A 22,653-nucleotide genomic window follows, 5' to 3' on the forward strand; every position below is an offset into this window, starting at 1 on the left:
GTCATCATCCGGGTGGGCCAGCATGAACGGCATGCGAACCCGCACGGTGCACCTGGTCCTGTTCGAAGGTGTGCAGAGCCTGGATGTCACCGGGCCGCTCGAGGTGTTCGCCGGTGCCAACCAGTGGCAGACCGCCCAGGGTCGCGAACCGGCGTACGCGCTGACGACCGCGAGTCTCGGCGGGGAACGGGTGCGCACCTCGAGCGGTCTGCAGATCACGCCCGACCGCGACCTGACCGAGTTGGACCCACCCGACCTGCTGGTCGTCCCCGGAGGCCAGGGCACCCGGCGACCGCCGCCCGCGCTGATCGACTGGCTGACGAGGCACGGGTCGGCCGCAACCCGGATCGCCTCGGTCTGCACGGGTGCGTTCCTGCTGGCCGAAGCGGGCCTGCTCACCGGTCGGCGCTCGACGACGCACTGGAGCCACTGCGACGTGCTCGCCGAGCGCTACCCCGATATCCGGGTCGAGTCGGACCCGATCTACATCCTGGATGGCCCGATCGCGACCTCGGCCGGGGTGACCTCCGGCATCGACCTCGCGTTGGCGCTGGTCGAGCAGGACCTTGGTCGCGTCGCCGCACTGGACATCGCCCGACACCTGGTCGTCTTCCTGCGCCGCCCCGGCAACCAGGCGCAGTTCAGCGTCCAGCTCGCCAACCAGATCGCCGAACGCGAACCACTGCGCGAGCTGCAGCAGTGGATGACCGAACACCCGGAGGCCGATCTATCGATCGACGCCCTCGCCGCACGCGCAAACCTCTCACCGCGGCACTTCACCCGCGCCTTTACCGCCGAGGTAGGCGTCTCCCCGGGACGTTACGTCGACCAGCTCCGCCTGGAGGCCGCCCGCCGCCGCCTCGAGGACTCCGACGACGACGTCGGCACCACCGCACGCCACTGCGGTTTCGGTACGCCCGAAGCGATGCGGCGCGCATTCCTGCGCAGTCTGGGCGTGGGGCCGGCCGAGTACCGGTGTCGATTCCAGACCCGTCAGATCCCAACCACCATGGAGAATCATGCAGATCGCGATCCTGTTGTATGACCGTTTCACCGCGCTCGACGCAGTCGGCCCCTACGACGTGCTGAACAACCTCCCAGGCGGGGAGGTCCTCTTCGTCAGCGAGCAGACCGGCCCGGTACGCAACGAGAGCGGCAACCTCGCACTGGTGGCCGACGCCACCCTCGAGGAGGTCACCAGCCCGGACATCGTCCTCGTACCGGGTGGGCCAGGAGAGGCGGATCAGCTGACCGATGGTCCCCTGCACGAATGGTTGCGCTCGGTCGATCGCACCAGCAGCTGGACCACCTCGGTCTGCACGGGTTCGCTGATCCTGGCCGCGGCCGGGCTGCTCACCGGTCGCCGCGCGACCTCCCACTGGCTCGCCGTCGACCAGCTCCGGAAGTGGGATGTCACCCCCGTCAGGGAGCGGGTCGTGGTCGACGGCAAATACGTCACCGCCGCCGGGGTGTCCTCCGGCATCGACATGGCACTCACCCTTGCCGGGAAGATCACCGGCGACCGGGTCGCGCAGTCGATCCAGCTCAAGATCGAGTACGACCCACAGCCGCCCTATGCGGCCGGCTCCGCGGACAAGGCACCCGGAGACATCGTGGCCGAGTTGCGGGCCCGGAGCCGGTTCATCCTGCAGGGGCCGAACGCCTGACCCGGGGTGGGTTCGGGGTCGGGCGGGTTCATCTCGACACGGTCGCTGCGCGACCTACTCGATGAACGGGAGCGGCGCTACTCGATGAGCGTCCAATCGCCGACATCGCACTGGCCGTCGGCGTTGTCACCGGTGGCAAGCACCGTCCCGTCGGCGCGCAATCCCAACGAGTGCAGGGAACCGGCGGCGATCGCGACGATTCCTTCCCAGTCCCCGACCTCGCCCTGACCACAGTCGTTCGAACCCGCGGCCAACACCTGGCCGGCGGCCGTCAGCCCGAGGGTGTGATAGCTGCCCGCGGCCACCGCCACGACGTCGCGCCAGCCGGTCACATCCCAGGCTCCGGGATTGGTTGCGACCACGGTGCCGTCGCGGCGTACGCCGACCGTGTGCAGATAACCGGCGGCCACCCCGACCAGCTCGCGCCACTCATCGACGCGGCACTGGCCGCGCTGATCGCTGCCCACCGCGACCGCCGTCCCGTCCGCCCGCAGACCCACCGAATGCCAATCACCGCAGGAAACCTGGACGATCTCACGCCACCCGGAGACCTCGCACGCCCCCTCGGCGCCCCGGCCGGCCGCCAGCACCCGGCCATCAGCGAGCACGCCGAGCGTACGCCGCCAGCCCGCAGCCACCGAGGTCACACCGCGCCAACCCGCCACCTCGCACTGCCCGTCGCCGTTCCAGCCGGTGGCCAGCACCGTCCCGTCCCCGCGTAACCCGACCGTGTGTGAGCGGCCGGTGTTCCGGGCGGTGTGCACGTTGCCGGCGGCGACCCCGATCACCCCGCTCCAGTCGTCGACCCGTAACTCCCCCGCCGCACCGTTGCCGACGGCGACGAGCGTGCCGTCGGCACGCCGACCGACCGAGTGCCGCCGGCCGGCTGCGATCACAGTTCGCTCCCGCGGATCCGCGGCAACCGGGTGGCCAGCGCGAGGATCGGCAGCAGGCAGATCAGCGAGACCACGCTCAGCCAGGCGAACCCGAAGCCGGCCATCACCGGCCCGGCGGCCCCCGCACCGAGCGCGGCGAACAGGCTCATGAAGGTGTCGGTGGCACCCTGCGCCTGGGTCCGTACCTCCGGATCGACCGTCCGGGTCAGCAGCGCGGACCCCGACACCATCCCGAACGACCAACCCAACCCCAGCAGGAACAGCCCGACCGCGATCAGCGTCATCGACCCGCCGGCCAGGAAGCACAGCGTCAGCGCGACGGCGTTCAGCCCCTGCCCGAACAGCAGACAGCGCACCATCCCGAACCGTTCGGCGAGCCGCCCGACGAGCGGGCTGAACGCGTACATTCCCAACGTGTGCAGTGAAATCGTCAGACCGATCAGGGTCAGCGCGTGCTGCTGATTGGTCAGATGCACCGCCGACATCGTCATCACCACCACCATCACCATGTGGTTCAGCACGGTCGCCCAGAACGCGAACCTGGGCAGCGGGTCGGCCATCACCCGCCCCAGCACCACCCGCAACGGCAGCCCCGGTCCGCGGCCCCCACCGGCGTGCACTCCCCCGGCCCGGACCAGCGGATCGGGCCGCAGCCGGAACCACACCACCAGCGTCGCGGCGAGCATCGCCGCCGCGGTGATCACATAGGGTCCACCGATCGGCGGCAGCCCGAGCACCCGGCCGAGCGGCTCACCGGGCAGCACGAGATTCGGTCCGAGCACCACCCCGACCGTGGTCGCCCAGACCACCAGCGACAGCGACCGGGTACGCCGATCGGGCGCCTCCAGATCGGTGGCGGCGAACCGGGCCTGCAGCGCCGCGGCCTGGCCGGCACCGAAGATCGCCAGCCCGAGCACCAGGATCACCAGGCTGCTGCGGGCGATCGCCAGCACCTGCAGCACCGCACCCAGGAACGACAGCCCATAACCCAGGGTCAGCGCCGGCCGCCGCCCCCGGCGTACCGCCAGCATCGCCAGCGGTACGCCGAAGGCGGCCGTGGAGAGCAGCGCGACGGTCCGCGAGATCCCGGCCAGCGCCTCGGAACTCGTGACCTGGTAGGCGATGATCGAACCGAGCGAGGTGGCCGCCCCGGTACCGAGGCTGCCGAGCACCTGCGAGGTGAGCAGCGTGCGCAGGATCCGCGGCTGCTCCTGTGAGCGCTCCGCGCTTCCCTCGCGCCCCTCGCCGGTCTCGCTCACCGCGCCTGCATCACATCCAGTGCGACACCGATCCCGGCCGCGAGCCGCCAGTCCAACCGGTGGCCGCCGTTGAACGCCGGCAGATCGATCGCGTACATGTCCCGCAGGCTGGTGGCCCGCGACTGGTGCAGCACCGGCTGCCCGTCGGGGGCGGTGAAATCGAAGTGATAGAAGTTCGCGAAGAAGCCGAGATCGATCACCCGGCGAAGGATCGCGAAGAACTGGCTCCGCTCGGTCCCGGTGTACTCATTGCCCCAGGCGTCGGCGGCGGTCCAGGTGCTGCGCATGAAGGAGGCGCCGAACTCCTTGCGGATCCAGCCCAGCGGCTGACCGGAGGCGTCGGCGATGTCCAGGGTCGGTGCCACGTCGAGGATCTGGCGGGCGTTCATGGTGAACACCGGCCGCTGCTTGGTCTCATCGCTGAAGAAGGTGATCTGCTCCTTCATCTTGAAACGCTTCTGCTCGGCCAGTGCCAGCAGCGCGCCCTCCTGACCATTGGCATCCAGCACCCGGACCTCGTAGCGATTGATGGTCATCGCGATCCGCTGGCGGATGGCGATCCGGTCCAGCTGGGCGGGCGGCCCGGGCTGGGGCTGGCCACCGAAACCGGGGTCGTAGGGGTGATTGCCGGAGGGATGGTTGGAAGACATGCGGCCGAGGCTACCGAGCGGCGGGGCCGATGACCCCATCGACGCGGAGAATGCTCACGATGCAGGAGATCGCCGAAACCCCAGCAGCCCGGGCCGCCGCCGAGCAGGCCGACCTCGGTGCCCACGTCATCGGGTGGGCCTCCGACCCGATCGGGAAGACCGTCACCACCCTGGTCAGCGGCCTGGTGCTGCTGCCACTCGGTCTGGTGGCGGGATATCTGCTCTACAGCAATCTGCGTGGCATGGGCACCGGGTGGGTGATCGTGCTGGCCATCGTGGCGGCGGTGCTCTGCATGGCGGGGTTCTATCGTCTCGTCGGTGGCCTGTGGTCGCTGCCGTTCACCGGCCGCGGGATGCAGCTCTATCGTGACGGGCTGGTCACCGTCCGCGGGGACACCGTCGGCAAGGTCATTCCGTTCGTCGGTGCCCGGTGGCAGGAACGCCACTACCGGAAGGGGACGAAGCAGCTGGTCTCCATCGCCCTGGGTGACGACCGGGACCGCTACACCTTCCCCGGCAACTACGACCGCGGTGTGGTGACCGACCGGGTCGGGACGCTGTGGCTGGATGCCAATCTGCCGCTGATGCAGGAGCTGCTCGCCGACGGTGAGAGCGTGCACTTCGGCACCGTGGTGCTCACCGCGGAGGGCATCCAGCAGGGCAAGAAGCTGGTCCCCTACTCCGAGATCACCGGCCTGCGGTTCATCGGCAACGGCGAGTGGATGGCCCAGCTCTCCGACGGCGGGATCGGTGCCGCCGTCAACTCGACCAGCGGCTTCCGTGCGCTCGCCGCGATCCTGTCGGCCCGGACCGGGCTCAGCTGGACCTGAACCGCCCGTGGGTGCTCACGACTCGTCGGGGGTGGCGTCGGCGAGGATCGCGGCCAGGTCGAAGCGCACCGGCGGTTCGAGCTGGTCGAAGCGGCAGCCGAGCGGGTCCTTGTCGACCCGCCAGCGCAGGAAGCTGGTGTTCGAGCGGAACCGCACCTCATCGTGCAGCTGGTCGAAGCCGACCTCGGCGACCAGCGGCGGCCAGATCAGATGTGCCTGGTCGCGGGGCCGGCTCCAGCGGGTCACATGGTCCGGCACCCGGACCCCGGTGCGGGCAGCCGACCGCGGGCTCCACGGATGCCCTTCGTACGCGGGATCACCGGGATGCTGCTCCAGGGCGGCGAACATCTCGGCCAGCTCACCGCGGATCGCACCCGGGAAACCGGCACAGACCCCGACCGCATGCAGCTGGTCCTGCTCGTCGAAGAGCCCGAGCAGCAGCGACCCGAGCTGCGGGCGTTCCGGGGTCGAGGTCCGGTCCAGCCGGTACCCGGCCACCACCACATCCGCGGTCCGGCGGTGCTTGATCTTCAGCCAGCCGCGCTGCCCGGGGGCGTATCGGCCACCGAGCGGTTTGGCCACCACCCCATCCAGTCCGGCCCCCTCGAAGCGGTCGAACCAGTCGTGTGCCAGTTCCTCGTCGCGGGTCACCGGGGACAGCAGCAGCGGCGCCTGCAGTCCGTCGCCGATCTGCTCCAGCAGCTCGCGGCGTACCTCCCAGGGCAGATCGAGCAACTGGTGCTCATCGAGTGCCAGCAGATCGAAGATCAGCAACGTGCCGGGTGATTCCCGGGCCAGCGTCGCGGCCCGGCTCACCTCCGCCAGCCGCCCGGCGAGCCGGGTGTAGTCCAACCGGTCGCCGGCGATGATGATGATCTCCCCGTCGACGACGCAGCGTTCCGGCAACTGCTCCGCGGCGGCCGCCACCAGCTCGGGGAAGTGTGCGGTGAGCTCGGTACCGTGCCGGCTCCAGAGCCGTACCTCGCCACCGTCGCGGGCCAGCACACAGCGCCAGCCGTCCCATTTGGGTTCGTACGCCATCCCCGCCGGAATGTGCTCCGCAACCCGGGCCAACATCGGCGTCAGCGGCAGGTCCATCGACAGCATGCCGGTCAGCGTAGACCGTCACCGCAGGCTCAGCCTCCAGTCGCTGACCAGGCCGCGCCGCGGGACGCGATTTCCTTGACCCGGGCGGAGGCCGGCCCGGTGAAGTACACCGGTAGCGGTGAGTCATCGAAGTCGCTGACCTGGGTCAGCCCATGGCCCGGCCCGAGTGCCAGATTGGTTCCCACGTAGCGCATCCGGAACCGCTGCACCGGGCGGCCATGGACGATCCGCAGAGCGTTGCCTGCCGCCCGCGCACCCATCGGCACCGCCGTCTGACAGGCCATCCGCAACGGCCGCCCTGCCTGATCGACCACCCCTGCCGAATCGCCGGCCACCAGCACCTCGGGATGGCCGGGGACCCGGAGCGCCCGATCGACGATCAGCTGCCCACGCTCGTTCAACTGGCCGCAGTCGCCCAGCAGATCCGGCGGCACGAACCCCCCTGCCCAGACGGTCAGGGCACTCCGCAGCTCACCGAGGTCGGTCTGGAGCAGGCCCGCTTCGACACCGCGCACCGTCGTCGCCACCAGCTCGACCCCGAGCCGGGGCAACTCCGCACGCAACCACCTCCGCGCTCGGTGGTGTGCCCAGGCGGCGAGAGTGTCACTCTCCAGCACCCGGACCCGATGTCCCACTGCGCTGAGCTCGGTCGCGAGTTCGAGTCCGGTCAGCCCCGCCCCGATCACGGTCACCGGATCGCCGACGACGGTGCTGGCGACGGCGGCGCGCAAGCGCAGTGCTTCCTGGTGGGTCGCCACCGAATGGAGTGGACCGGAGACCTCGAAGCCGGGTTGCCGGGCCGCGCTTCCCGGGGCCAGGATCAGCGAGTCATAGGACACCGTGCCCCCGCCAGCGAGCAGAACCCGGCGATCCGCCGGATCGACCCGTTCCACCCGGCCCACGATCAGGCGGACCCGGGCGCTCAGCTCCGCCAACCGACGCGTCGGGAGCATCTTCCCGCTCGCCAACTGATGCATCCGCACTCGCTCGCTGAACTCGGCACGTTCATTGATCAGGGTCACTCTGCTTCGCTGGCGGCCAAGCCGGGCGAGCCAATGTGCCGCAGTCGCCCCTGCGTAACCGCCGCCGACGATGACGATGTGTTTCACCATTTCCTCCAGTCTCGTGCGCCTTCGCGCCGTCATCGATCAGGAGTCGTCCCGGGGCGAAAGTGTGACATCGCGGCGCCACCCGGCCGAACCAGGGACAGGCAGAATGGCCGGCATGGATCCGACCTTTGCCCAGCATCATGGTCTGTTGCTCGCGATCGCCCGGCGAATCACGGGCAGTGCCCTGGATGCCGAGGATGTGGTCCAGGGCGCGTGGTTGAGTTGGACCGCTGTGGATCACCGCGCCATCGAGAACCCCAAGGCGTATCTGGTTCGGATCGTGACCAACGGCGCGTTACGCCTCCGCAAGCAGACCGAGCTGCGTAGCGAACGGGAGAAGCGGATCCAGCTGTGGGATCCGATCGTGCAGGACGCCCGGCTCTCCCCCGAGGATCACGCGGTGGCCCGCGACGACCTGTCGTTCGCGCTGATGAAGGTCGTGGAAACCCTCTCTCCGTTGGAACGAGTCGTGTTCGTGCTGCACGAGGGGTTCGGCTATCCGCTGAGCGAGATCGCCACGATCCTCGATCGCGAGCCCGCCGCCGTCCGGCAACTGGCCAGCCGGGCACGGAACCATGTCCGGGCCGGCCAGCCGCGGTACGAGACGACCGAGGTCGACCGGCGGGCGCTGGTCGAGCGGTTCGTGGACGGCGTGGCGGGCGGCGATCTCGACCGCCTGTTCGATCTGCTTGCCCCCGAGGTCTCGGTGTGGACCGATGGCGGCGGCCTTGCCGGTGTCGCACCCGCCGGTCTGCACGGTCGGCGGCGCGTGCTCGGCCTGCTGGAGGGTCTGCGCCGAGCCGGACGGATGCCAGCATTCACCCACCGCCGCTCGGTGCTGCTCGATGGCGCGGCGGGTGTTGAACTCCGCTTCGACGACCAGCAACTGTGGCTCACCGCGGATCTCGACGAATCAGCCTCGACGATCACCCAGGTATGGGTGGTGATCCGGCCTGTGGGAACTCTCAGCCAGTCGGCTCGGTGAGCGTACCGAGCAGACCGTTGACGAAACTCGCCGAGTCGTCGGTGGACAGCTCCTCGGCCAGCGCGACCGCCTCGGCGACCGCGATCTTGTCGGCCAGGTCGGTGTGCAGCACCTCGAAGAGCGCGATCCGGGCCAGGTTGCGGTCGATGCGCGGCATCCGCTGCAGCGTCCAGCCCGGGCGCAGTGCACCGGTGATCGCGGTGTCGATCTCGTCGCGGTGGTCGACCACGCCGTGCACCAGTTCACTGGTGTAGACCCGCACCGGCGGGGTGTTCTCCTCGCTGCGCCGCTCGGTGAGCAGCTCCAGCGGGTCGATACCGCGCAACTCGGCCTCGAAGAGGATGTCCAGGGCGCGCTTGCGGGCCTTGGTGCGCGTGGACGGCTGGCGGGCCGGCCCCTGGTTCGGGGCCGGCCCGATCAGCTCGAGTTCGAGACCGTCGTGCTCGATCCGTCCGTTCTTGCCGGCCACGGCCCGATCAGTTCCCGACACGGCCGAGATAGTCACCGGTGCGGGTGTCGACCTTGACCTTCTCGCCCTGGGTGAGGAACAGCGGCACCTGGATGGTCTTGCCGGTCTCCAGGGTGGCCGGCTTGGTGCCACCGGTGGACCGGTCGCCCTGCAGGCCCGGTTCGGTGTAGGTGATCACCAGCTCCACCGAGGCCGGCAGATCGATGAACAGCGGGTTGCCCTCGTGGGTGGCGACGGTCGCGGTCTGCTCCTCGAGCAGGTAGTTCTTGGCGTCGCCGACGACATCATCGGGCAGGCTCAGCTGGTCGTAGGTGGTGGTGTCCATGAACACGAACCCGGCGCCGTCGTGGTAGAGGTACTGCATCTCCCGACGGTCCACGGTGGCGGTGTCGACCTTGGAGTCGGAGTTGAAGGTTTTGTCCACCGTCTTGCCGGTCAGCACGTTCTTGATCTTGGTGCGCACCACGGCATTGCCCTTGCCCGGCTTGTGATGCTGGAACCAGAGCACCTGCCACAGCTGCCCGTCGAGATTGAGCACCATGCCGTTCTTGATGTCGTTGGTGGATGCCACGCGCCTGCCTTTCGTCTGTACCGCGATTTACGACTGGGCGTGCGAGACGCCGACCGACGAGACAGTCTAGCGGCTATCGTCCGGCACGCCGCTATCGTCGGACCAATCCATCCGGTGGCGCCGGCATGGCCGAAGAACCCGACCCACGATTCGAGGAGAGCCATGGAAAACCCACTCGTCCCCCGGCTGCGCGGTTTCGGTGAGACGATCTTCGCGCCGATGACCGCGCTCGCCGTGGAGCACGATGCGATCAACCTGGGTCAGGGCTTTCCCGATATCGACGGACCACGGGAGGTCCTCGACGCCGCGGCCGAGGCGATGGCCGCCGGGCACAACCAGTACGCCCCCGGGGTCGGCATCCCGGCGCTCCGCGAGGCGGTCGCCCAGCACCAGCGCGAGTTCTATGACATCGAGCTGGACCCGAAGGCCGAGGTGATCATCTCCGCCGGTGCGACCGAGGGGATGACCGCCGCGATCCTGGCGTTCTGCGACGTGGGCGATGAGGTGATCGCCCTGGAGCCCAGTTACGACTGCTACTCCGGCGCGGTGGCGATGGCGGGCGGGGTGTTCAAGCAGGTCCGACTGCACGAACCCAGCTACTCGCTCGATCTGGACGAGCTGCGGGCCGCCATCACCTCGCGTACCCGGATCCTGGTCGTGAACTCCCCGCACAACCCGACCGGCCACGTGCTGAGCGCCGACGAGCTCGCCGGGATCGCCGCCCTGGCACAGGAATTCGACCTGCTGGTGCTCGCCGACGAGGTCTATGAGCACCTCACCTTCGACCGCCCGCACATCCCGATCGCCACCCTGCCGGGCATGGCCGAGCGCACCGTGACGATCTCCTCGGCCGGCAAGACCTTCGCGGTCACCGGCTGGAAGATCGGTTGGCTGAGCGGGCCCGCGAGGCTGCTCAAGGACGTGCTGATCACCAAGCAGAACATGACCTTCACCAACGGCACGCCGCTGCAGTTCGGTGTGGCCGCCGGCCTCCGGCTGCCGAGGGACTGGTTCGAGGGGCAGCGGGTGCGCTACCAGCAGGCCCGCGATCAGCTGATCTCCGGGCTGGAGGCGGCCGGCATGCAGGTGCACCCCAGCGAGGGCACCTTCTTCGTGATCGCCGACATCTCCGGTCACGGTTATCGCGACGGAATCGACTTCTGTGAACGGATTCCGGGTGAGATCGGGGTCGGCGCGATCCCCTCGCAAGTCTTCTACACCGATCCGGAGAGTGCCAAGAACTACGTGCGCTTCTGCTACGCCAAGCGGGCCGATGTGCTCACCGAGGCCGCCCGCCGGCTCGCCACCCTGGGGGAACGCCGATGACCGAGATCTCCCGGCTCACCCGGGCCATCCGCACCGGGTTGGAGTGGGACACCTCCGTCGGTGCGGTCGTCCCACCGATCCATGTCAGCACCAACTACCGCTTCGAGACCCCGGACCGGCGCGGTGGTTACGACTACTCCCGGTCGGGCAACCCGACCCGGGACCTGCTCGGCACCGCGCTCGGGATCCTCGAGGGCGGTCAGCCCGCGGTGATCACCGGGACCGGGATGGGTGCGGTCACCACCGCGGTGCTGGCCTGCACCGAACCCGGGGACACCGTCGCCATCCCGCACGACTGCTACGGCGGCACCTGGCGGCTGTTCGCCCGGCTCGCCGAGCGTCAGCACCTGGAACTGGTCGTGCTGAACTTCACCGACACCGCGGCCGCGGCGGCCCGGTTGCGCGAACTGCGGCCCACCCTGGTCTGGCTGGAGACCCCGTCGAACCCGCTGCTGCGGATCACCGACATCGCCACGCTGACCGAGGCCGCCCACGCGGCGGGTGCGCTGGTCGCCGCGGACAACACCTTCTGCTCCCCCGTGCGGCAGCAACCGCTGGATCTCGGCGCGGACCTGGTCATCCACTCCACCACTAAATACGTCAACGGGCACTCCGATGTCGTCGGTGGCGCCGTGGTGGCCCGGGAGCCCGAGCTGGCCGAGACCATCGGTTACTGGGCGAACACCCTCGGCACCACCGGCGGGGCGCTGGATGCCTGGCTCACCCTGCGCGGGCTGCGGACGCTGCCGCTGCGGATGCGTCAGCACGAGCAGAACGCCGCCGCGGTGGTCGAGACCCTGATCGGCCACGAGGCGGTCGGCGCGGTGCACTATCCCGGTCTGCCCGAGCATCCCGGCCACGAGCTGGCGGCCCGGCAGCAGCAGGGCTTCGGCGGCATGCTCAGCTTCGAGCTGTCCGGAATCCCTGCGGTGGAAGCATTCCTGGACGGTCTGGCCTGTTTCAGTCTGGCCGAGTCGCTGGGTGGTACCGAGTCGTTGGTCTGCCATCCCGGCCTGATGACGCATGCGGCGATGCCCCCCGAGGTGCAGCGGGAGGCCGGCATCACCCCCGGCCTGCTGCGCCTCTCGGTCGGTATCGAGGAGACCGACGATCTGGTCGCCGACGTCCGTGCCGGATTGGCCCGCGCCGCCGCGGTGGACGCATGAACCGCGCCCGCGGCCGGGCCCCGGGCCCCGGGCGTCCGCGGACCCCAGCCGCACCACGACCGGCCGAGACCACGCCGCGCCGGCTGGTCGCCGACGAGCTCCAGTCGGACGGCTATCTGAACGACCTGCAGGTCGATGGGGCCGCCCTGGATGAGGCCGACACCGAGAACACCGACATCGGTGGCTGCACCTTCACCGGTGGCAGCCTGGCCGATTCCCGCTGGCATCGGTCCCGCTGGGTCGACTCCACCTTCACCGGGGTGGATCTGGCGAACACCGAGCTGGTTCGCGGGTCGATGGAGCGGGTCGTCTTCAGCGACTGCCGGATGATCGGCGTACGCCTGGCTGCGGCCACGCTGACCGACATCGAGTTCGTCGGCTGCACCCTGCGGATGGCGAATCTGCGGCAGGCGGTGCTGCGCCGGGTCCGCCTGGTCGACTGCGTGCTGGTCGGCACCGAGCTGTCCGAGGCGCGCTGCACCGATGTCGAGTTCCTCCGCTGCGATCTGAGCGAGACCCAGTGGGGCAATCCCGGTCCGCGGGAACGGCTGCGGTTGGCCGGCTGCGAACTGCAGCGGATCAGCGGTCTCAGCCAGCTGCGCGGCGCCGAGGTGACCGACAGCGACCCGGTCGTGCTCGCGCACGTGCTCGCCGCCGATCTGGGGATCTGGCTGTCGGACTGATCTGGCTGCCGGACTGATCTGGCTGCCGGACTGGCCGTCACGCTTCCACCCTGCGGAACGGATTGGCATCCGCTCACATTCTCGGGTTAGGGTCGCCTTACCTAATTTATTTAGGCAGAACTAAGCCCCCGCACGACCCGAGGAGTTCCCTTGACCCGACTGATGTCCCTGCTCGCCCTGATCGGGGTGCTCCTGCTGAGCGCCTGCGGGCAGTCCACCGGCGGCAGCGCCGCCGGCGGCGCTGAGACCCAGACCATCACCCACGCCCAGGGCAGCACCGAACTCAAGGGATCACCGCAGCGGATCGCCGTGCTCGACTTCGGCGCCCTGGACACCATCAAGGCACTCGGCTTCGCCGACCGGGTCGTCGGCCTGCCCAAGCAGGCGCTGCCGGGCTTCCTCGGCGAGTTCCGCGACGAGAAGTACACCGACCTGGGCACCCTGCAGGAGCCGAACCTGGAGGCCCTCAACCAGGCCAAGCCGGACCTGGTCGTGATCGGTTTCCGCTCGGCGAAGAAGTATCCCGAGCTGACCAAGTTCTGGCCCACCATCGACGTCACCTACCCCCAGGAGCTCGACTTCGTCGAGGGCAACGCCAAGGCCGCCGGCATCATCGGCCAGGCCCTCGGCGCCACCGACGCGGTGAACACCCGGATCGAGGCGCTGCGGCAGCGCGCCGACGCGCTCAAGCCGGCCGCCGCCCAGGCGGGCCGGGGCCTGATCGTGATGACCTCGGCCGGCAAGGTCACCCTGCAGGGGCCGGCCTCCCGCTTCGGCATCATCCACAGCCGACTCGGCGTACCGCAGGCGGTCGACGGCATCGAGAACATCTCGCACGGCCAGCCGGTCAGCTTCGAGCAGCTCGCCCAGGCCAACCCCGACGTGCTCTTCGTCGTCGACCGGGATGCCGCGATCGGCAAGGAGGGCCAGAACGCGATGCAGGTGCTGGACAACGAACTGGTCCGCGGCACCAACGCCTGGCGCAACCAGAAGGTGATCCAGCTCGACGGCGGCCGCTGGTACATCGCCATGCACGGCCTGGCCAACGCCGAGGCGCAGCTGGCCGAACTGGAGCAGGGACTGCGCACCTCGTGACCCTGCTCGACCTGACCAGCCCGACGGCGTCCGCCGAGGCGGCCCCGGCAACCAGCCGGGGCCGCCTGGTCGGCGTACTCGCCGCTGCCCTGCTGCTCACCGCCGGGCTCGCGGTGCTGTCGCTGTTCGTCGGCGCCGCCGAGCTGAGCGGGCAGATCCTGGTCGTCTCGCGGATCCCGCGCACCGCCGCGGTGCTGCTCGCCGGTGCGGCGATGGCGATGTCGGGCCTGCTGATGCAGCTGCTGGTCCGCAACCGGTTCGTCGAACCGGCCACCGTCGGCACCACCGAGGCCGCCGGCGCCGGCCTGCTGATCGCCACCGTGCTCACCCCGTCGATGCCGGTCGCCGGGAAGATGGTGATCGCCGTCGGTACCGCACTGCTCGGCACCGCCCTCTTCCTGCAGGTGCTCAAGCGCATCCCGCCGGCCGAGGGCACCGTGCTGGTACCGCTGGTCGGGATCATGCTGTCGGGGGTGATCTCGGCCGCGACCACCTTCGTCGCCTACCGGCTTGATCTGCTGCAGACGTTGACGACCTGGCTCACCGGTGACTTCTCCGGGGTGCTGCGCGGCCGCTTCGAACTGCTCTGGCTGGCCGGCGCCGCGCTGGTGGTGACCTGGTTCTACGCCGACCGCTTCACCGCGGCCGGCCTTGGCCGCGACCACGCCACCAACCTGGGCCTGAACCACCGGGCGGTGGTCCGGCTCGGGCTGGTGCTGGTCTCGGTCTGCTCCGCGGTCTGCGTGGTCGTCGTCGGCGCCCTGCCCTTCCTCGGGCTGGTGGTGCCGAACGTGGTCTCGCTGCTGCTCGGGGACAACCTGCGCCGCTCGCTGCCGGTCGTCGCGCTGGCCGGTGCCAGCCTGGTGCTGGCCTGCGATCTGCTGGCCCGCACCCTGAACCACCCCTACGAGATCCCGGTCGGGGTGATCGTCGGGATCGTCGGCGCCGCCGGTTTCCTGGCCCTGCTGCTGCACCGCAAGGGGCCTCGATGACCGCGCTGCGCACCTCCGCGTCGACCGGATCGAGCGTACGCCGCGGCCCGCGGCCGGGTGTCCGGATCGCGAGCGTGGCCGGGCTCACCGTCGCGGCCGCTGCGGCGTACCTGACGATCGGCACCTCGGGCAATGTGGCCTTCGCGATGGCCTACCGCGGTCCGCAGCTGGCCGCGATGGTGCTGGTCGGCTGGGCGATCGCGCTGTCCACCGTGCTGTTCCACACCATCACCACCAACCGGATCCTGACCCCGGCGATCATGGGTTTCGACGCGCTCTATGCCCTGTTGCAGACCTCGCTGGTGTTCTTCCTCGGGGTGCTGGGTTCGCTGCAGCTGCCACCGGTGGGCCAGTTCCTGGTCACCACGGTGCTGATGGCCGGGCTCGGCATCAGCCTGTTCGGCTGGATCTTCGGGCGGCTGCGTCGCTCCATCCATGTCACCGTGCTGGTCGGGCTGGTGCTGGGGACCCTGCTGCGCTCGGCGACCTCGTTGCTGCAGCGGGTGATGGATCCGAATGCCTACCTGGTGCTGCAGTCGCGGCTCTTCGCCTCCTTCAGCGGGGTCGACCCGCGGTTGCTCGCACTGACCGCGGTCGTGGTCGCGGTCTGCACGGTGCTGGCCTGGCGGCGGCGGGCCGAACTCGATGTGATCGCCCTCGGCCCGGACCTGGCCAGCTCGCTCGGTGTCGACCATCGCCGCGCCACGATGCGGCTGCTGGTGCTGGTCGCGGTCCTGGTGTCGGTCTCCACGGCGCTGGTCGGGCCGATCCTCTTCTTCGGTCTGCTGGTGGCCAATCTGGCGTACCAGCTGGCCGGTACGCACCGGCACGCGGTGACGCTGCCGCTGGCCGGGTTGCTGGCGGTGCTCACCCTGGTCGGTGGGCAGACCCTGCTGCAGCAGGTCTTCGGGCTGGGCACCGTGCTCAGCGTGGTGGTCGAGTTCATCGGCGGGCTGGTGTTCCTGGCGATGTTGATCGGCGCGGGACGAAGGAAGTACGCATGATCCAGCTGGAATCGGTGACCAAGAGCTACGGCACCTCGGTGGTCGTGGACGGGGTCACCCTGACCCTCGCCCCCGGCGGCATCACCTCGCTGATCGGCCCGAACGGCGCCGGGAAGTCGACCCTGCTCGGCATCATGGCCCGGCTGCTGTCCGCCGACCACGGTTCGGCGCGGGTCGCCGATCTGGATGTGGCGCAGTGCGACTCGCGGGAACTGGCCCGGATCCTGGCCGTGCTCAAGCAGGACAATCATCTGACGGTACGCCTGCGGGTGGGTGAGCTGGTCGCCTTCGGTCGCTATCCGCACAGCCAGGGTCGGTTGACCGGGCACGACCGGCAGGTCGTGGAGGCCGCGCTCGCCTATCTGGACCTGACCGGGCTGCGCGATCGCTACCTGGACGAGCTGTCCGGCGGTCAGCGGCAGCGGGCGTTCGTGGCGATGGTGCTGGCCCAGGACACCGACTATCTGCTGCTCGACGAACCGCTGAACAATCTCGACCTGTCGCATTCCCGGGCGATGATGGCGCAGCTGCGCCGGGCCGCCGACGAGCTGGGCAAGACCATCGTGGTGGTGGTGCACGACATCAACTTCGCCTCCTGCTGGTCCGACCGGATCGTCGCCCTGCGCGACGGCCGGGTGCTGGCCGAGGGCCCGCCGGCGGAGATCGTCACCGACGAGGTGCTCAGCGAGGTCTTCGGTACGCCGCTGCGGGTGCACCAGATCGACGGTCAGCGGCTCGCCTGGCAGTGGACCTGACCGCAGGCACCACGACTGGTTCCAGAGAGCAGAATCTCCCGCGCCGACCGGCTGGGACGGGAACCGCGGCGGTGGGGTCGGAGTTGTTCGGCTGAGAGGAGTCCCCACATGTCGAAGAAGTCCCAGCCGCCGCTTCCCCGGAACGCTCGGCGCCGCGCCATCCTGCTCGAGGCCCGCCAGAGACAGCGCGCCGCCGTGCGCCGCAACATCATCATCTCGGCCTCGGTGATGGTGGTCAGCGCCCTGGTCATCGGCGTCGTCGTGCTGCTCGGCAACACCGCCCGCGAGCGGCGACTGGCCGCCGGGCCGCCGGCCGAACTGGTCCGCGCCGACAGCGTCTTCCTGAACCGGGTGCCGGACGCCGAGGTGACCGTCGTCGAGTTCCTGGACTTCGAGTGCCCGGCCTGTGCCGCCCTCTACCCGACGATGGAGCAGACCCGGGCCAGCTACGGCGACCGGGTCAACTTCGTGATGCGCTACTTCCCGCTGGATGGGCATTTCAACGCGATGCCCGCGGCCCGGGCCGTCGAGGCGGCCGGCCGCCAGGGCCAGTGGGAGGGCATGTACAAGCTGATGTTCGAGAACCAGAACCGGTGGGCCGGCCAGCAGGTGCCGATGGATGAGGTGTTCCGCGGCTTCGCCCGCGAGCTCGGCCTGGACATGATGAGCTGGGAGGCGGCGTACAACAATCCGGCGACCCGGGAGCGGGTGGCCGCCGATCAGGCCGACGGGGAGAAGCTCGGGGTGAGCGCCACCCCGACGGTGTTCGTCAACGGTGAGCAGCTCCAGCTGCGCAGTCACAGCGACCTTCCGGAGGCGATCGAGGAGGCCCTCGGCGAGCAGTGAGAACCGGCCGCCGAAGTCGGGAACCCGGGCGCTCTCCCAGGAGTTGACCTTCAGGAGAGGAGAACCCCCATGCCCAACAAGCCCCCGTTGCCCCGCAACGCCCGACGGCGTGCGGCCGCGATCGAGGCCGAGCGGAAGCGCAAGGCCGCCATCCGCCGCAATGTCATCATCTCGGGATCGGTGCTGGCGCTCGCCGCGATCGTGATCGGGATCGTCGTCGCCGTCGGCAACACGGTCAAGGACCGCCAGGCCGAGGCCGCGGGTCCGGCGCAGCTGGTCCGCGACAACAGCGTCTATCTGAACCGCCCGGCGGACGCCAAGGTCACCGTCGTGGAGTTCCTGGACTTCGAGTGCGAGGCCTGCGGTGCGCTCTATCCGACCATGGAGAAGGCCCGCGAGACCTACGGCGACCGGGTGAACTTCGTGGTCCGCTACTTCCCCATCGAGAGCCACTTCAACGCGATGCGGTCCGCCCGGGCGGTCGAGGCGGCCGGCCAGCAGGGCAAGTGGGAGCCGATGTATCAGAAGATGTATGAGACCCAGACCCAGTGGGCCGAGCAGCGGGTGCCCCAGGACGAGGTGTTCCGCGGCTTCGCCCAGGAGCTCGGTCTCGACATGGCCGCCTGGGATGCGGCGTACAAGGATCCGGCCACCGAGGCGCGGATCAAGGCCGACCAGGCCGACGGCACCGCGCTCGGGGTGCAGGGCACACCGACCGTGTTCGTCAACGGTCAGCAGCTCCAGCTGCGCTCCAGTGCGGATCTGACCGGGGCCATCGACAAGGCGCTGGCCGGCGGATGAGCACGATTCCTGACCGGGCGGCCGCCCCGACCGGGGATCCGGAGGGCGGCCGGCCCGAGGCTGGGGAGGACCGGTTCGACGAGCAGGACCAGCTCGACGAACTGGACCAGTTCGATGAGCCCGAGCAGCCGGCCGGTCTGAGCCGGCGCACCGGCGGGATCATCATGGCCGCCCTCGCCGGGGTCGCCTGGGTGGCCGCGCTGGTGCTGATGCTGGAGAAGATCCAGGTGCTGCGGGACCCGAACTACGAGCCGAGCTGCAGCATCAACCCGGTGCTGTCCTGCGGTTCGATCATGAACTCCGCCCAGGCGGAGGCGTTCGGCCTGCCGAATCCGCTGATCGGGATCGCCGGGTTCGCGGCGGTGATCGCCCTCGGTGTGGTGCTCGCCGCCGGTGTCGCGCTGCCCCGCTGGATCTGGTGGGGTCTGCAGGCCGGGGTCACCTTCGGCCTCGGATTCATCTGCTGGCTGGCCTTCCAGTCGCTCTACCGGATCGGCGCCCTGTGCCCCTACTGCATGGTCGTCTGGGCGATGATGATCCCGCTGTTCTGGTTCGTCACCAGCGACAACCTGGTGAAGGGCCGGATCCCGGTGGGTGCCGGGGTACGCCGGGTGATCGGTGCGGTGGGTGCGCTCCCGATCGTGCTCGGCTATGTGGTCATCGGGCTGCTGATCCTGGTCCGCTTCTGGGACTTCTGGATCTCCTGAGTCCGCCCGCCGGCCGAGCGGGCGCCAGCGGGTCGAAGCCCTCGGCCGGCCGCTAGAGTCCCCGCCATGGATCAGGTCACGATCGTCACCGGCGGCTCCCGCGGCATCGGTGCCGGCATCAGCCGCGAGCTGGGCCGCCGCGGGCATGCCGTCGCGGTCTGCTATCGCAGCGCCACCGAGGAGGCGGAGCGGGTGGTCGCCGAGATCACCGCGGCCGGTGGGCGGGCGTACGCCCAGCAGTGCGATGTCACCGACAGCGCGGCGATCACCCACCTGTTCGCCGGCACCGCCGAACGCCTGGGTCCGGTGACCGGGCTGGTCAACAATGCCGGCGCGACGCTGACCAGTGCCGACCTGGCCGATACCGACGAGGAATCGATCCGGGCGGTGCTGGAGCTGAACCTGACCGCCGCGATCCTGTGCGCCCGCCGCGCGGTGCAGGTGCTGAGCACCGCGCGCGGCGGCCCGGGCGGCAGCATCGTCAACATCTCCTCCGCCGCGGCGACCATCGGTTCGGCGCACGAATACGTGCACTACGCGGCCGCCAAGGCCGGGGTGGACGCGCTCACCATCGGCCTGGCGATCGAGGTCGCCGGCGAGGGCATCCGGGTGAACGCGGTGGCTCCGGGCACGGTACGCACCGATATCCACGTCCCGGGCCGGATCGAGCGGGTCGGCCCGAACGTGCCGCTCGGCCGGGTCGGCGAACCGGAGGAGATCGCGCCCGCGGTGGCCTACCTGATGTCGCCGGAGGCCTCCTACACCACCGGCAGCATCATCCGCGTCGCGGGTGGCCGCTGACCTCGGCGTACGCCGCAGCCAGCGCCTCCTCATCGGGACCGGCGACGATCTCGGCGGAGGCCAACCCATTGAGCAGCACGAACCGCAGCTGCGCACCGCGGGTCTTCTTGTCCAGGCTCATCGCCTCCCGCAGCTCCGGCCAGGCATCCGGATCGTAGGCGGTCGGCAACCCGAGCAGCTCCAGCACCGCACGGTGCCGCTCGGCGGTCGCGGCGTCCAGCAGCCCGAGCCGGCGGGCGAGGGCCGCGGCGTACATCATGCCGACGCTGATCGCCTCCCCGTGCCTCCAGCGGTACTGCTCGCGGCGCTCGATGGCGTGCCCGAGGGTGTGGCCGTAGTTCAGCAGCTCCCGGCCCACCGACGCACCGACCGAGGTCGCCTCGCGCAGGTCGCCGGAGACCACCTCCGCCTTCACCCGGATGCCGCGGGTGATCAGTCCGGCCAATCGGTCGCTGGTGGGGTCGAGCGCCTCGGCCGGCGCTTCCTCAACCAGGGTGAGGATTGCGGGATCGGCGATGAAACCGCACTTGACCACCTCGGCCAGCCCGGCACGCAGATCGGCCGCCGGCAGGCTGGTCAACAGGGACAGGTCGCAGAGCACCCCGGCGGGTTCGTGGAAGGCGCCGACCAGATTCTTGCCGGCGGCCAGATTGATCCCAGTCTTGCCGCCGACCGCGGCGTCGACCATGCCGAGCACGGTGGTCGGCACGGTCACCAGGCGTACCCCGCGCAGCCAGCTCGCCGCGACGAACCCAGCCAGGTCGGTGGTCGCTCCCCCGCCGAATCCGACCACCGCGTCGCTGCGGGTGAACCCCGCCGCCGCGAGCCGGTCCCAGCAGTCGGCGAGCACCTCGGCGGTCTTCGCCTGCTCCGCATCCGGCAGCTCGATCGACAACACCTCGGCGTCGATGGTCTCGGCCAACCGGGCCGCCTGCGCACGCAGCGCCGGGGCGTACAGCACCGCCACCCGCTGACTGCCGGCAACCAGTTCCCCGAGCCCGTCGAGCACCCCGTACCCGATCTGCACGGCATAGGGACGCTCGGCCGCTACCTCGATCACCGAGCCAGCTCCGCGCGGATCAGACCGACGACCTCATCGGGCTGCCGGTCATCGGTGCTGACGGTGATCGTCGCCGCGCCGCGATAGAGCGGGGTACGTTCGGCCAGCAACTTGATCAGCGTGCCGCGGACGTTGCCGAGCAGCAGCGGCCGCGAGGAGTTCAATCCGATCCGGCTCACCGCGGTGCTCACCGAGGTCTCCAGCCAGACCACATGATGCCCGACCAGCGCGGCCCGGATCCGCTCGTTGTGGATCGCACCCCCACCGAGCGCGACCACCCCGGGCCGGTTCAACGCGTCGATGGTGTGCGCCGCCTCCAGCTCCCGGAACGCCGCCTCACCGCGGGTCACGAAGATGTCGGGGATCGAGGTGTTCTCGCTGCTCTCGATCAGCGCGTCGATATCGGTGAAGGGCTCGTCGAGGGCGGCGGCGAGCGCCACCCCCACGGTCGACTTGCCCGACCCGGGCGCACCGATCATCACGATGTTCTTTCCCGCGCTCACCGAGCCATTCCTCTCCGCGCTCACCGAGCGATTCCTTTCCGCGCTCACCGAGCGACCCCCAGTCCCCGCGCCTCGACATCGGCCAGGTACGTCTCGGCGTTCCGCTTCGTCTCCCCCACCGAGTCGCCGCCGAACTTCTCCAGGCAGGCGTCGGCGAGCACCAGCGCGACCATCGCCTCGGCGACCACACCGGCCGCCGGGACGGCGATCACGTCGGAGCGCTGGTGGTGCGCGACGGCCTCCTCGCCGGTGCTGGTGTCGACGGTGCGCAGCGCCCGCGGGACGGTCGCGATCGGCTTCATCGCGGCGCGGACCCGGAGCAGCTCACCGGTGCTCATCCCGCCCTCGGTCCCGCCGGCGCGATGGCCGGCCCGGGCGATCCCATCGGCACCCGGCACGATCTCGTCGTGCGCGGCCGAACCCCGGCTGCGGGCCAACTCGAACCCGTCGCCGACCTCGACCCCCTTGATCGCCTGGATGCCCATCAGCGCGCCGGCGAGCCGGGCGTCGAGGCGCCGGTCCCCCATCGTGTGCGAGCCGAGCCCCGGCGGGGCTCCGTGCACCAGCACCTCGACGACACCACCGAGGGTGTCGCCGTCCTTGTGCGCCTGGTCGATCTCGGCGACCATCGCGGCCTCGGTCTCCGGGTCGGCGCAGCGCACCGGCGACGCGTCGATCCGTTCCAGGTCGGCGAATGCGGGCAGCAGCCCCGCCGGTGCCCGGACCGTACCGATCTCGACCACATGGGAGAAGACGGTGATCCCGTATGCCTGCTCGAGGAAATTCTGCGCCACCCGGCCGAGCGCCACCCGGGCGGCGGTCTCGCGGGCGGAGGCCCGTTCCAGGATCGGCCGCGCCTCGTCCCAGTCGTACTTCTGCATGCCGACCAGGTCGGCGTGCCCGGGCCGCGGCCGGGTGAGCGGCTTGTTGCGGGCCTGCTCGGCGAGCACCGCCGCATCGACCGGGTCGGCCGCCATCACGGTCTCCCACTTGGGCCACTCGGTGTTAGCGACCTGGATCGCGATCGGGGAACCAAGGGTCTCGCCATGGCGTACGCCACCGAGAATCGTCACCTGATCGGCCTCGAATTTCATCCGGGCCCCGCGGCCGTAACCGAGCCGGCGCCGGGCCAGCGCCGCCGCGATCTCGGCGGAGGTGATCCGGACATGGGCCGGCATTCCCTCGATCGTCGCGACCAGGGCGGGGCCGTGGGACTCCCCGGCGGTCAGCCAACGCAACATGCAAGCACTCCTCGTGTTCGATCTCGACATGCCAGTCTCCCAGATTCCGGCGCTGCCCCGCGTCCGGTGCGGATCGTGAGAGTGTCAGTGCCGGGTGGAACCGGCGGAACCGGTGCAACCGATGAGGGGA

25 protein-coding genes are annotated in these 22,653 nt (G+C 70.0%); 15 read left to right on the forward strand and 10 right to left on the reverse strand.

From position 1 onward, the window contains the following. Window positions 1-31: 31 nt before the first annotated feature. Window positions 32-1,045, forward strand: a complete 1,014-nt coding sequence (locus BI335_RS03550; protein WP_094429667.1) for a GlxA family transcriptional regulator — start codon at window positions 32-34, stop codon at window positions 1,043-1,045. After that, on the forward strand, window positions 1,020-1,667 hold the full coding sequence (locus BI335_RS03555) for a DJ-1/PfpI family protein (protein WP_094358659.1): 648 nt from the start codon (window positions 1,020-1,022) through the stop codon (window positions 1,665-1,667). The genes BI335_RS03550 and BI335_RS03555 overlap by 26 nt, the downstream gene beginning before the upstream one ends. Before the next feature lie 77 nt (window positions 1,668-1,744). On the opposite strand, the gene BI335_RS03560 is transcribed toward BI335_RS03555, so the two are convergent. Genes BI335_RS03560 through BI335_RS03570 form a run of 3 tightly spaced genes read right to left on the reverse strand, consistent with a single transcriptional unit; the run spans window position 1,745 to window position 4,472 of the window. After that, the gene (locus tag BI335_RS03560; protein ID WP_094429668.1) at window positions 1,745-2,563 is read right to left on the reverse strand and encodes an RCC1 domain-containing protein; all 819 of its coding nucleotides are present in this window, start codon (window positions 2,561-2,563) and stop codon (window positions 1,745-1,747) included. Beyond that, entirely contained in the window at window positions 2,560-3,822 is a 1,263-nt protein-coding gene (locus tag BI335_RS03565) for an MFS transporter (RefSeq protein WP_172421710.1), read from the reverse strand. The genes BI335_RS03560 and BI335_RS03565 overlap by 4 nt, the downstream gene beginning before the upstream one ends. Then, complete coding sequence (locus BI335_RS03570) at window positions 3,819-4,472, reverse strand: hypothetical protein (RefSeq protein WP_229118870.1); 654 nt, start codon at window positions 4,470-4,472, stop codon at window positions 3,819-3,821. The genes BI335_RS03565 and BI335_RS03570 overlap by 4 nt, the downstream gene beginning before the upstream one ends. A gap of 59 nt (window positions 4,473-4,531) precedes the next feature. Here BI335_RS03570 and BI335_RS03575 point away from each other — a divergent pair, with 59 nt between their 5' ends. Beyond that, the gene (locus tag BI335_RS03575; protein ID WP_144009061.1) at window positions 4,532-5,302 is read left to right on the forward strand and encodes a DUF6585 family protein; all 771 of its coding nucleotides are present in this window, start codon (window positions 4,532-4,534) and stop codon (window positions 5,300-5,302) included. Between the two features lie 15 nt (window positions 5,303-5,317). Here the strand turns inward: BI335_RS03575 and BI335_RS03580 are convergent, their stop codons facing one another. Continuing rightward, on the reverse strand, window positions 5,318-6,409 hold the full coding sequence (locus BI335_RS03580) for an ATP-dependent DNA ligase (protein WP_229119417.1): 1,092 nt from the start codon (window positions 6,407-6,409) through the stop codon (window positions 5,318-5,320). Between the two features lie 29 nt (window positions 6,410-6,438). Continuing rightward, on the reverse strand, window positions 6,439-7,554 hold the full coding sequence (locus BI335_RS03585; protein WP_094429671.1) for an NAD(P)/FAD-dependent oxidoreductase: 1,116 nt from the start codon (window positions 7,552-7,554) through the stop codon (window positions 6,439-6,441). Here BI335_RS03585 and BI335_RS03590 point away from each other — a divergent pair. Further along, window positions 7,508-8,503: a sigma-70 family RNA polymerase sigma factor gene (locus tag BI335_RS03590; RefSeq protein ID WP_172421713.1), complete on the forward strand. Its 996-nt coding sequence runs from the start codon at window positions 7,508-7,510 to the stop codon at window positions 8,501-8,503. The two genes, BI335_RS03585 and BI335_RS03590, sit on opposite strands and share 47 nt — an antisense overlap. Here the strand turns inward: BI335_RS03590 and nusB are convergent. Further along, window positions 8,484-8,993: a transcription antitermination factor NusB gene (gene nusB, locus BI335_RS03595; protein WP_229118078.1), complete on the reverse strand. Its 510-nt coding sequence runs from the start codon at window positions 8,991-8,993 to the stop codon at window positions 8,484-8,486. The genes BI335_RS03590 and nusB overlap by 20 nt on opposite strands. Then, window positions 8,980-9,543: an elongation factor P gene (efp, locus tag BI335_RS03600; protein WP_094358670.1), complete on the reverse strand. Its 564-nt coding sequence runs from the start codon at window positions 9,541-9,543 to the stop codon at window positions 8,980-8,982. The genes nusB and efp overlap by 14 nt, the downstream gene beginning before the upstream one ends. 162 nt (window positions 9,544-9,705) lie before the next feature. On the opposite strand from efp, the gene BI335_RS03605 reads away from it, so the two are divergent. The 11 genes from BI335_RS03605 (at window position 9,706) to BI335_RS03655 (ending at window position 19,719) form a co-directional block, all read left to right on the forward strand. Next, a complete protein-coding gene (locus BI335_RS03605) occupies window positions 9,706-10,869 on the forward strand; it encodes an aminotransferase class I/II-fold pyridoxal phosphate-dependent enzyme (RefSeq protein WP_094429673.1) in 1,164 nt (387 codons plus the stop codon). Next, window positions 10,866-12,035: a cystathionine gamma-synthase gene (metB, locus tag BI335_RS03610; protein WP_094429674.1), complete on the forward strand. Its 1,170-nt coding sequence runs from the start codon at window positions 10,866-10,868 to the stop codon at window positions 12,033-12,035. Before BI335_RS03605 ends, metB begins: the two co-directional genes overlap by 4 nt. Next, window positions 12,032-12,718 carry a pentapeptide repeat-containing protein gene (locus BI335_RS03615; protein ID WP_094429675.1) on the forward strand — a complete coding sequence of 229 codons (687 nt, stop codon included), beginning with the start codon at window positions 12,032-12,034 and terminating at the stop codon, window positions 12,716-12,718. Before metB ends, BI335_RS03615 begins: the two co-directional genes overlap by 4 nt. Window positions 12,719-12,868: 150 nt before the next feature. Continuing rightward, window positions 12,869-13,813 (forward strand): siderophore ABC transporter substrate-binding protein, encoded by a 945-nt coding sequence (locus tag BI335_RS03620; RefSeq protein ID WP_133625635.1) that lies wholly within the window; start codon window positions 12,869-12,871, stop codon window positions 13,811-13,813. Further along, complete coding sequence (locus BI335_RS03625; RefSeq protein WP_229119418.1) at window positions 13,810-14,805, forward strand: ABC transporter permease; 996 nt, start codon at window positions 13,810-13,812, stop codon at window positions 14,803-14,805. Before BI335_RS03620 ends, BI335_RS03625 begins: the two co-directional genes overlap by 4 nt. Next, window positions 14,802-15,809 carry an iron chelate uptake ABC transporter family permease subunit gene (locus tag BI335_RS03630; RefSeq protein ID WP_094358680.1) on the forward strand — a complete coding sequence of 336 codons (1,008 nt, stop codon included), beginning with the start codon at window positions 14,802-14,804 and terminating at the stop codon, window positions 15,807-15,809. The genes BI335_RS03625 and BI335_RS03630 overlap by 4 nt, the downstream gene beginning before the upstream one ends. After that, window positions 15,806-16,564, forward strand: a complete 759-nt coding sequence (locus tag BI335_RS03635) for an iron ABC transporter ATP-binding protein (protein ID WP_094358682.1) — start codon at window positions 15,806-15,808, stop codon at window positions 16,562-16,564. The genes BI335_RS03630 and BI335_RS03635 overlap by 4 nt, the downstream gene beginning before the upstream one ends. 108 nt (window positions 16,565-16,672) lie before the next feature. Next, window positions 16,673-17,410, forward strand: coding sequence for a DsbA family protein (locus BI335_RS03640; protein WP_208109110.1), 738 nt, complete (start codon window positions 16,673-16,675; stop codon window positions 17,408-17,410). A 69-nt stretch (window positions 17,411-17,479) separates the two neighbouring features. Then, complete coding sequence (locus tag BI335_RS03645; protein ID WP_094358684.1) at window positions 17,480-18,211, forward strand: DsbA family protein; 732 nt, start codon at window positions 17,480-17,482, stop codon at window positions 18,209-18,211. Further along, entirely contained in the window at window positions 18,208-18,918 is a 711-nt protein-coding gene (locus BI335_RS03650; protein ID WP_208109111.1) for a vitamin K epoxide reductase family protein, read from the forward strand. Before BI335_RS03645 ends, BI335_RS03650 begins: the two co-directional genes overlap by 4 nt. 66 nt (window positions 18,919-18,984) lie before the next feature. Then, on the forward strand, window positions 18,985-19,719 hold the full coding sequence (locus BI335_RS03655; RefSeq protein ID WP_094429676.1) for an SDR family NAD(P)-dependent oxidoreductase: 735 nt from the start codon (window positions 18,985-18,987) through the stop codon (window positions 19,717-19,719). On the opposite strand, the gene aroB is transcribed toward BI335_RS03655, so the two are convergent. From aroB to aroC, 3 genes are read right to left on the reverse strand one after another with little or no spacing between them, the layout of a single operon-like run. Then, a complete protein-coding gene (gene aroB, locus BI335_RS03660; protein ID WP_094429677.1) occupies window positions 19,694-20,779 on the reverse strand; it encodes a 3-dehydroquinate synthase in 1,086 nt (361 codons plus the stop codon). The two genes, BI335_RS03655 and aroB, sit on opposite strands and share 26 nt — an antisense overlap. After that, window positions 20,776-21,282 carry a shikimate kinase gene (locus tag BI335_RS03665; RefSeq protein WP_229119419.1) on the reverse strand — a complete coding sequence of 169 codons (507 nt, stop codon included), beginning with the start codon at window positions 21,280-21,282 and terminating at the stop codon, window positions 20,776-20,778. Before BI335_RS03665 ends, aroB begins: the two co-directional genes overlap by 4 nt. 44 nt (window positions 21,283-21,326) lie before the next feature. Continuing rightward, window positions 21,327-22,523, reverse strand: coding sequence for a chorismate synthase (aroC, locus tag BI335_RS03670; RefSeq protein WP_094429678.1), 1,197 nt, complete (start codon window positions 22,521-22,523; stop codon window positions 21,327-21,329). Window positions 22,524-22,653 lie beyond the last annotated feature (130 nt).

This window comes from Enemella evansiae (genome assembly GCF_002250705.1).
GTDB lineage: Bacteria > Actinomycetota > Actinomycetes > Propionibacteriales > Propionibacteriaceae > Enemella > Enemella evansiae.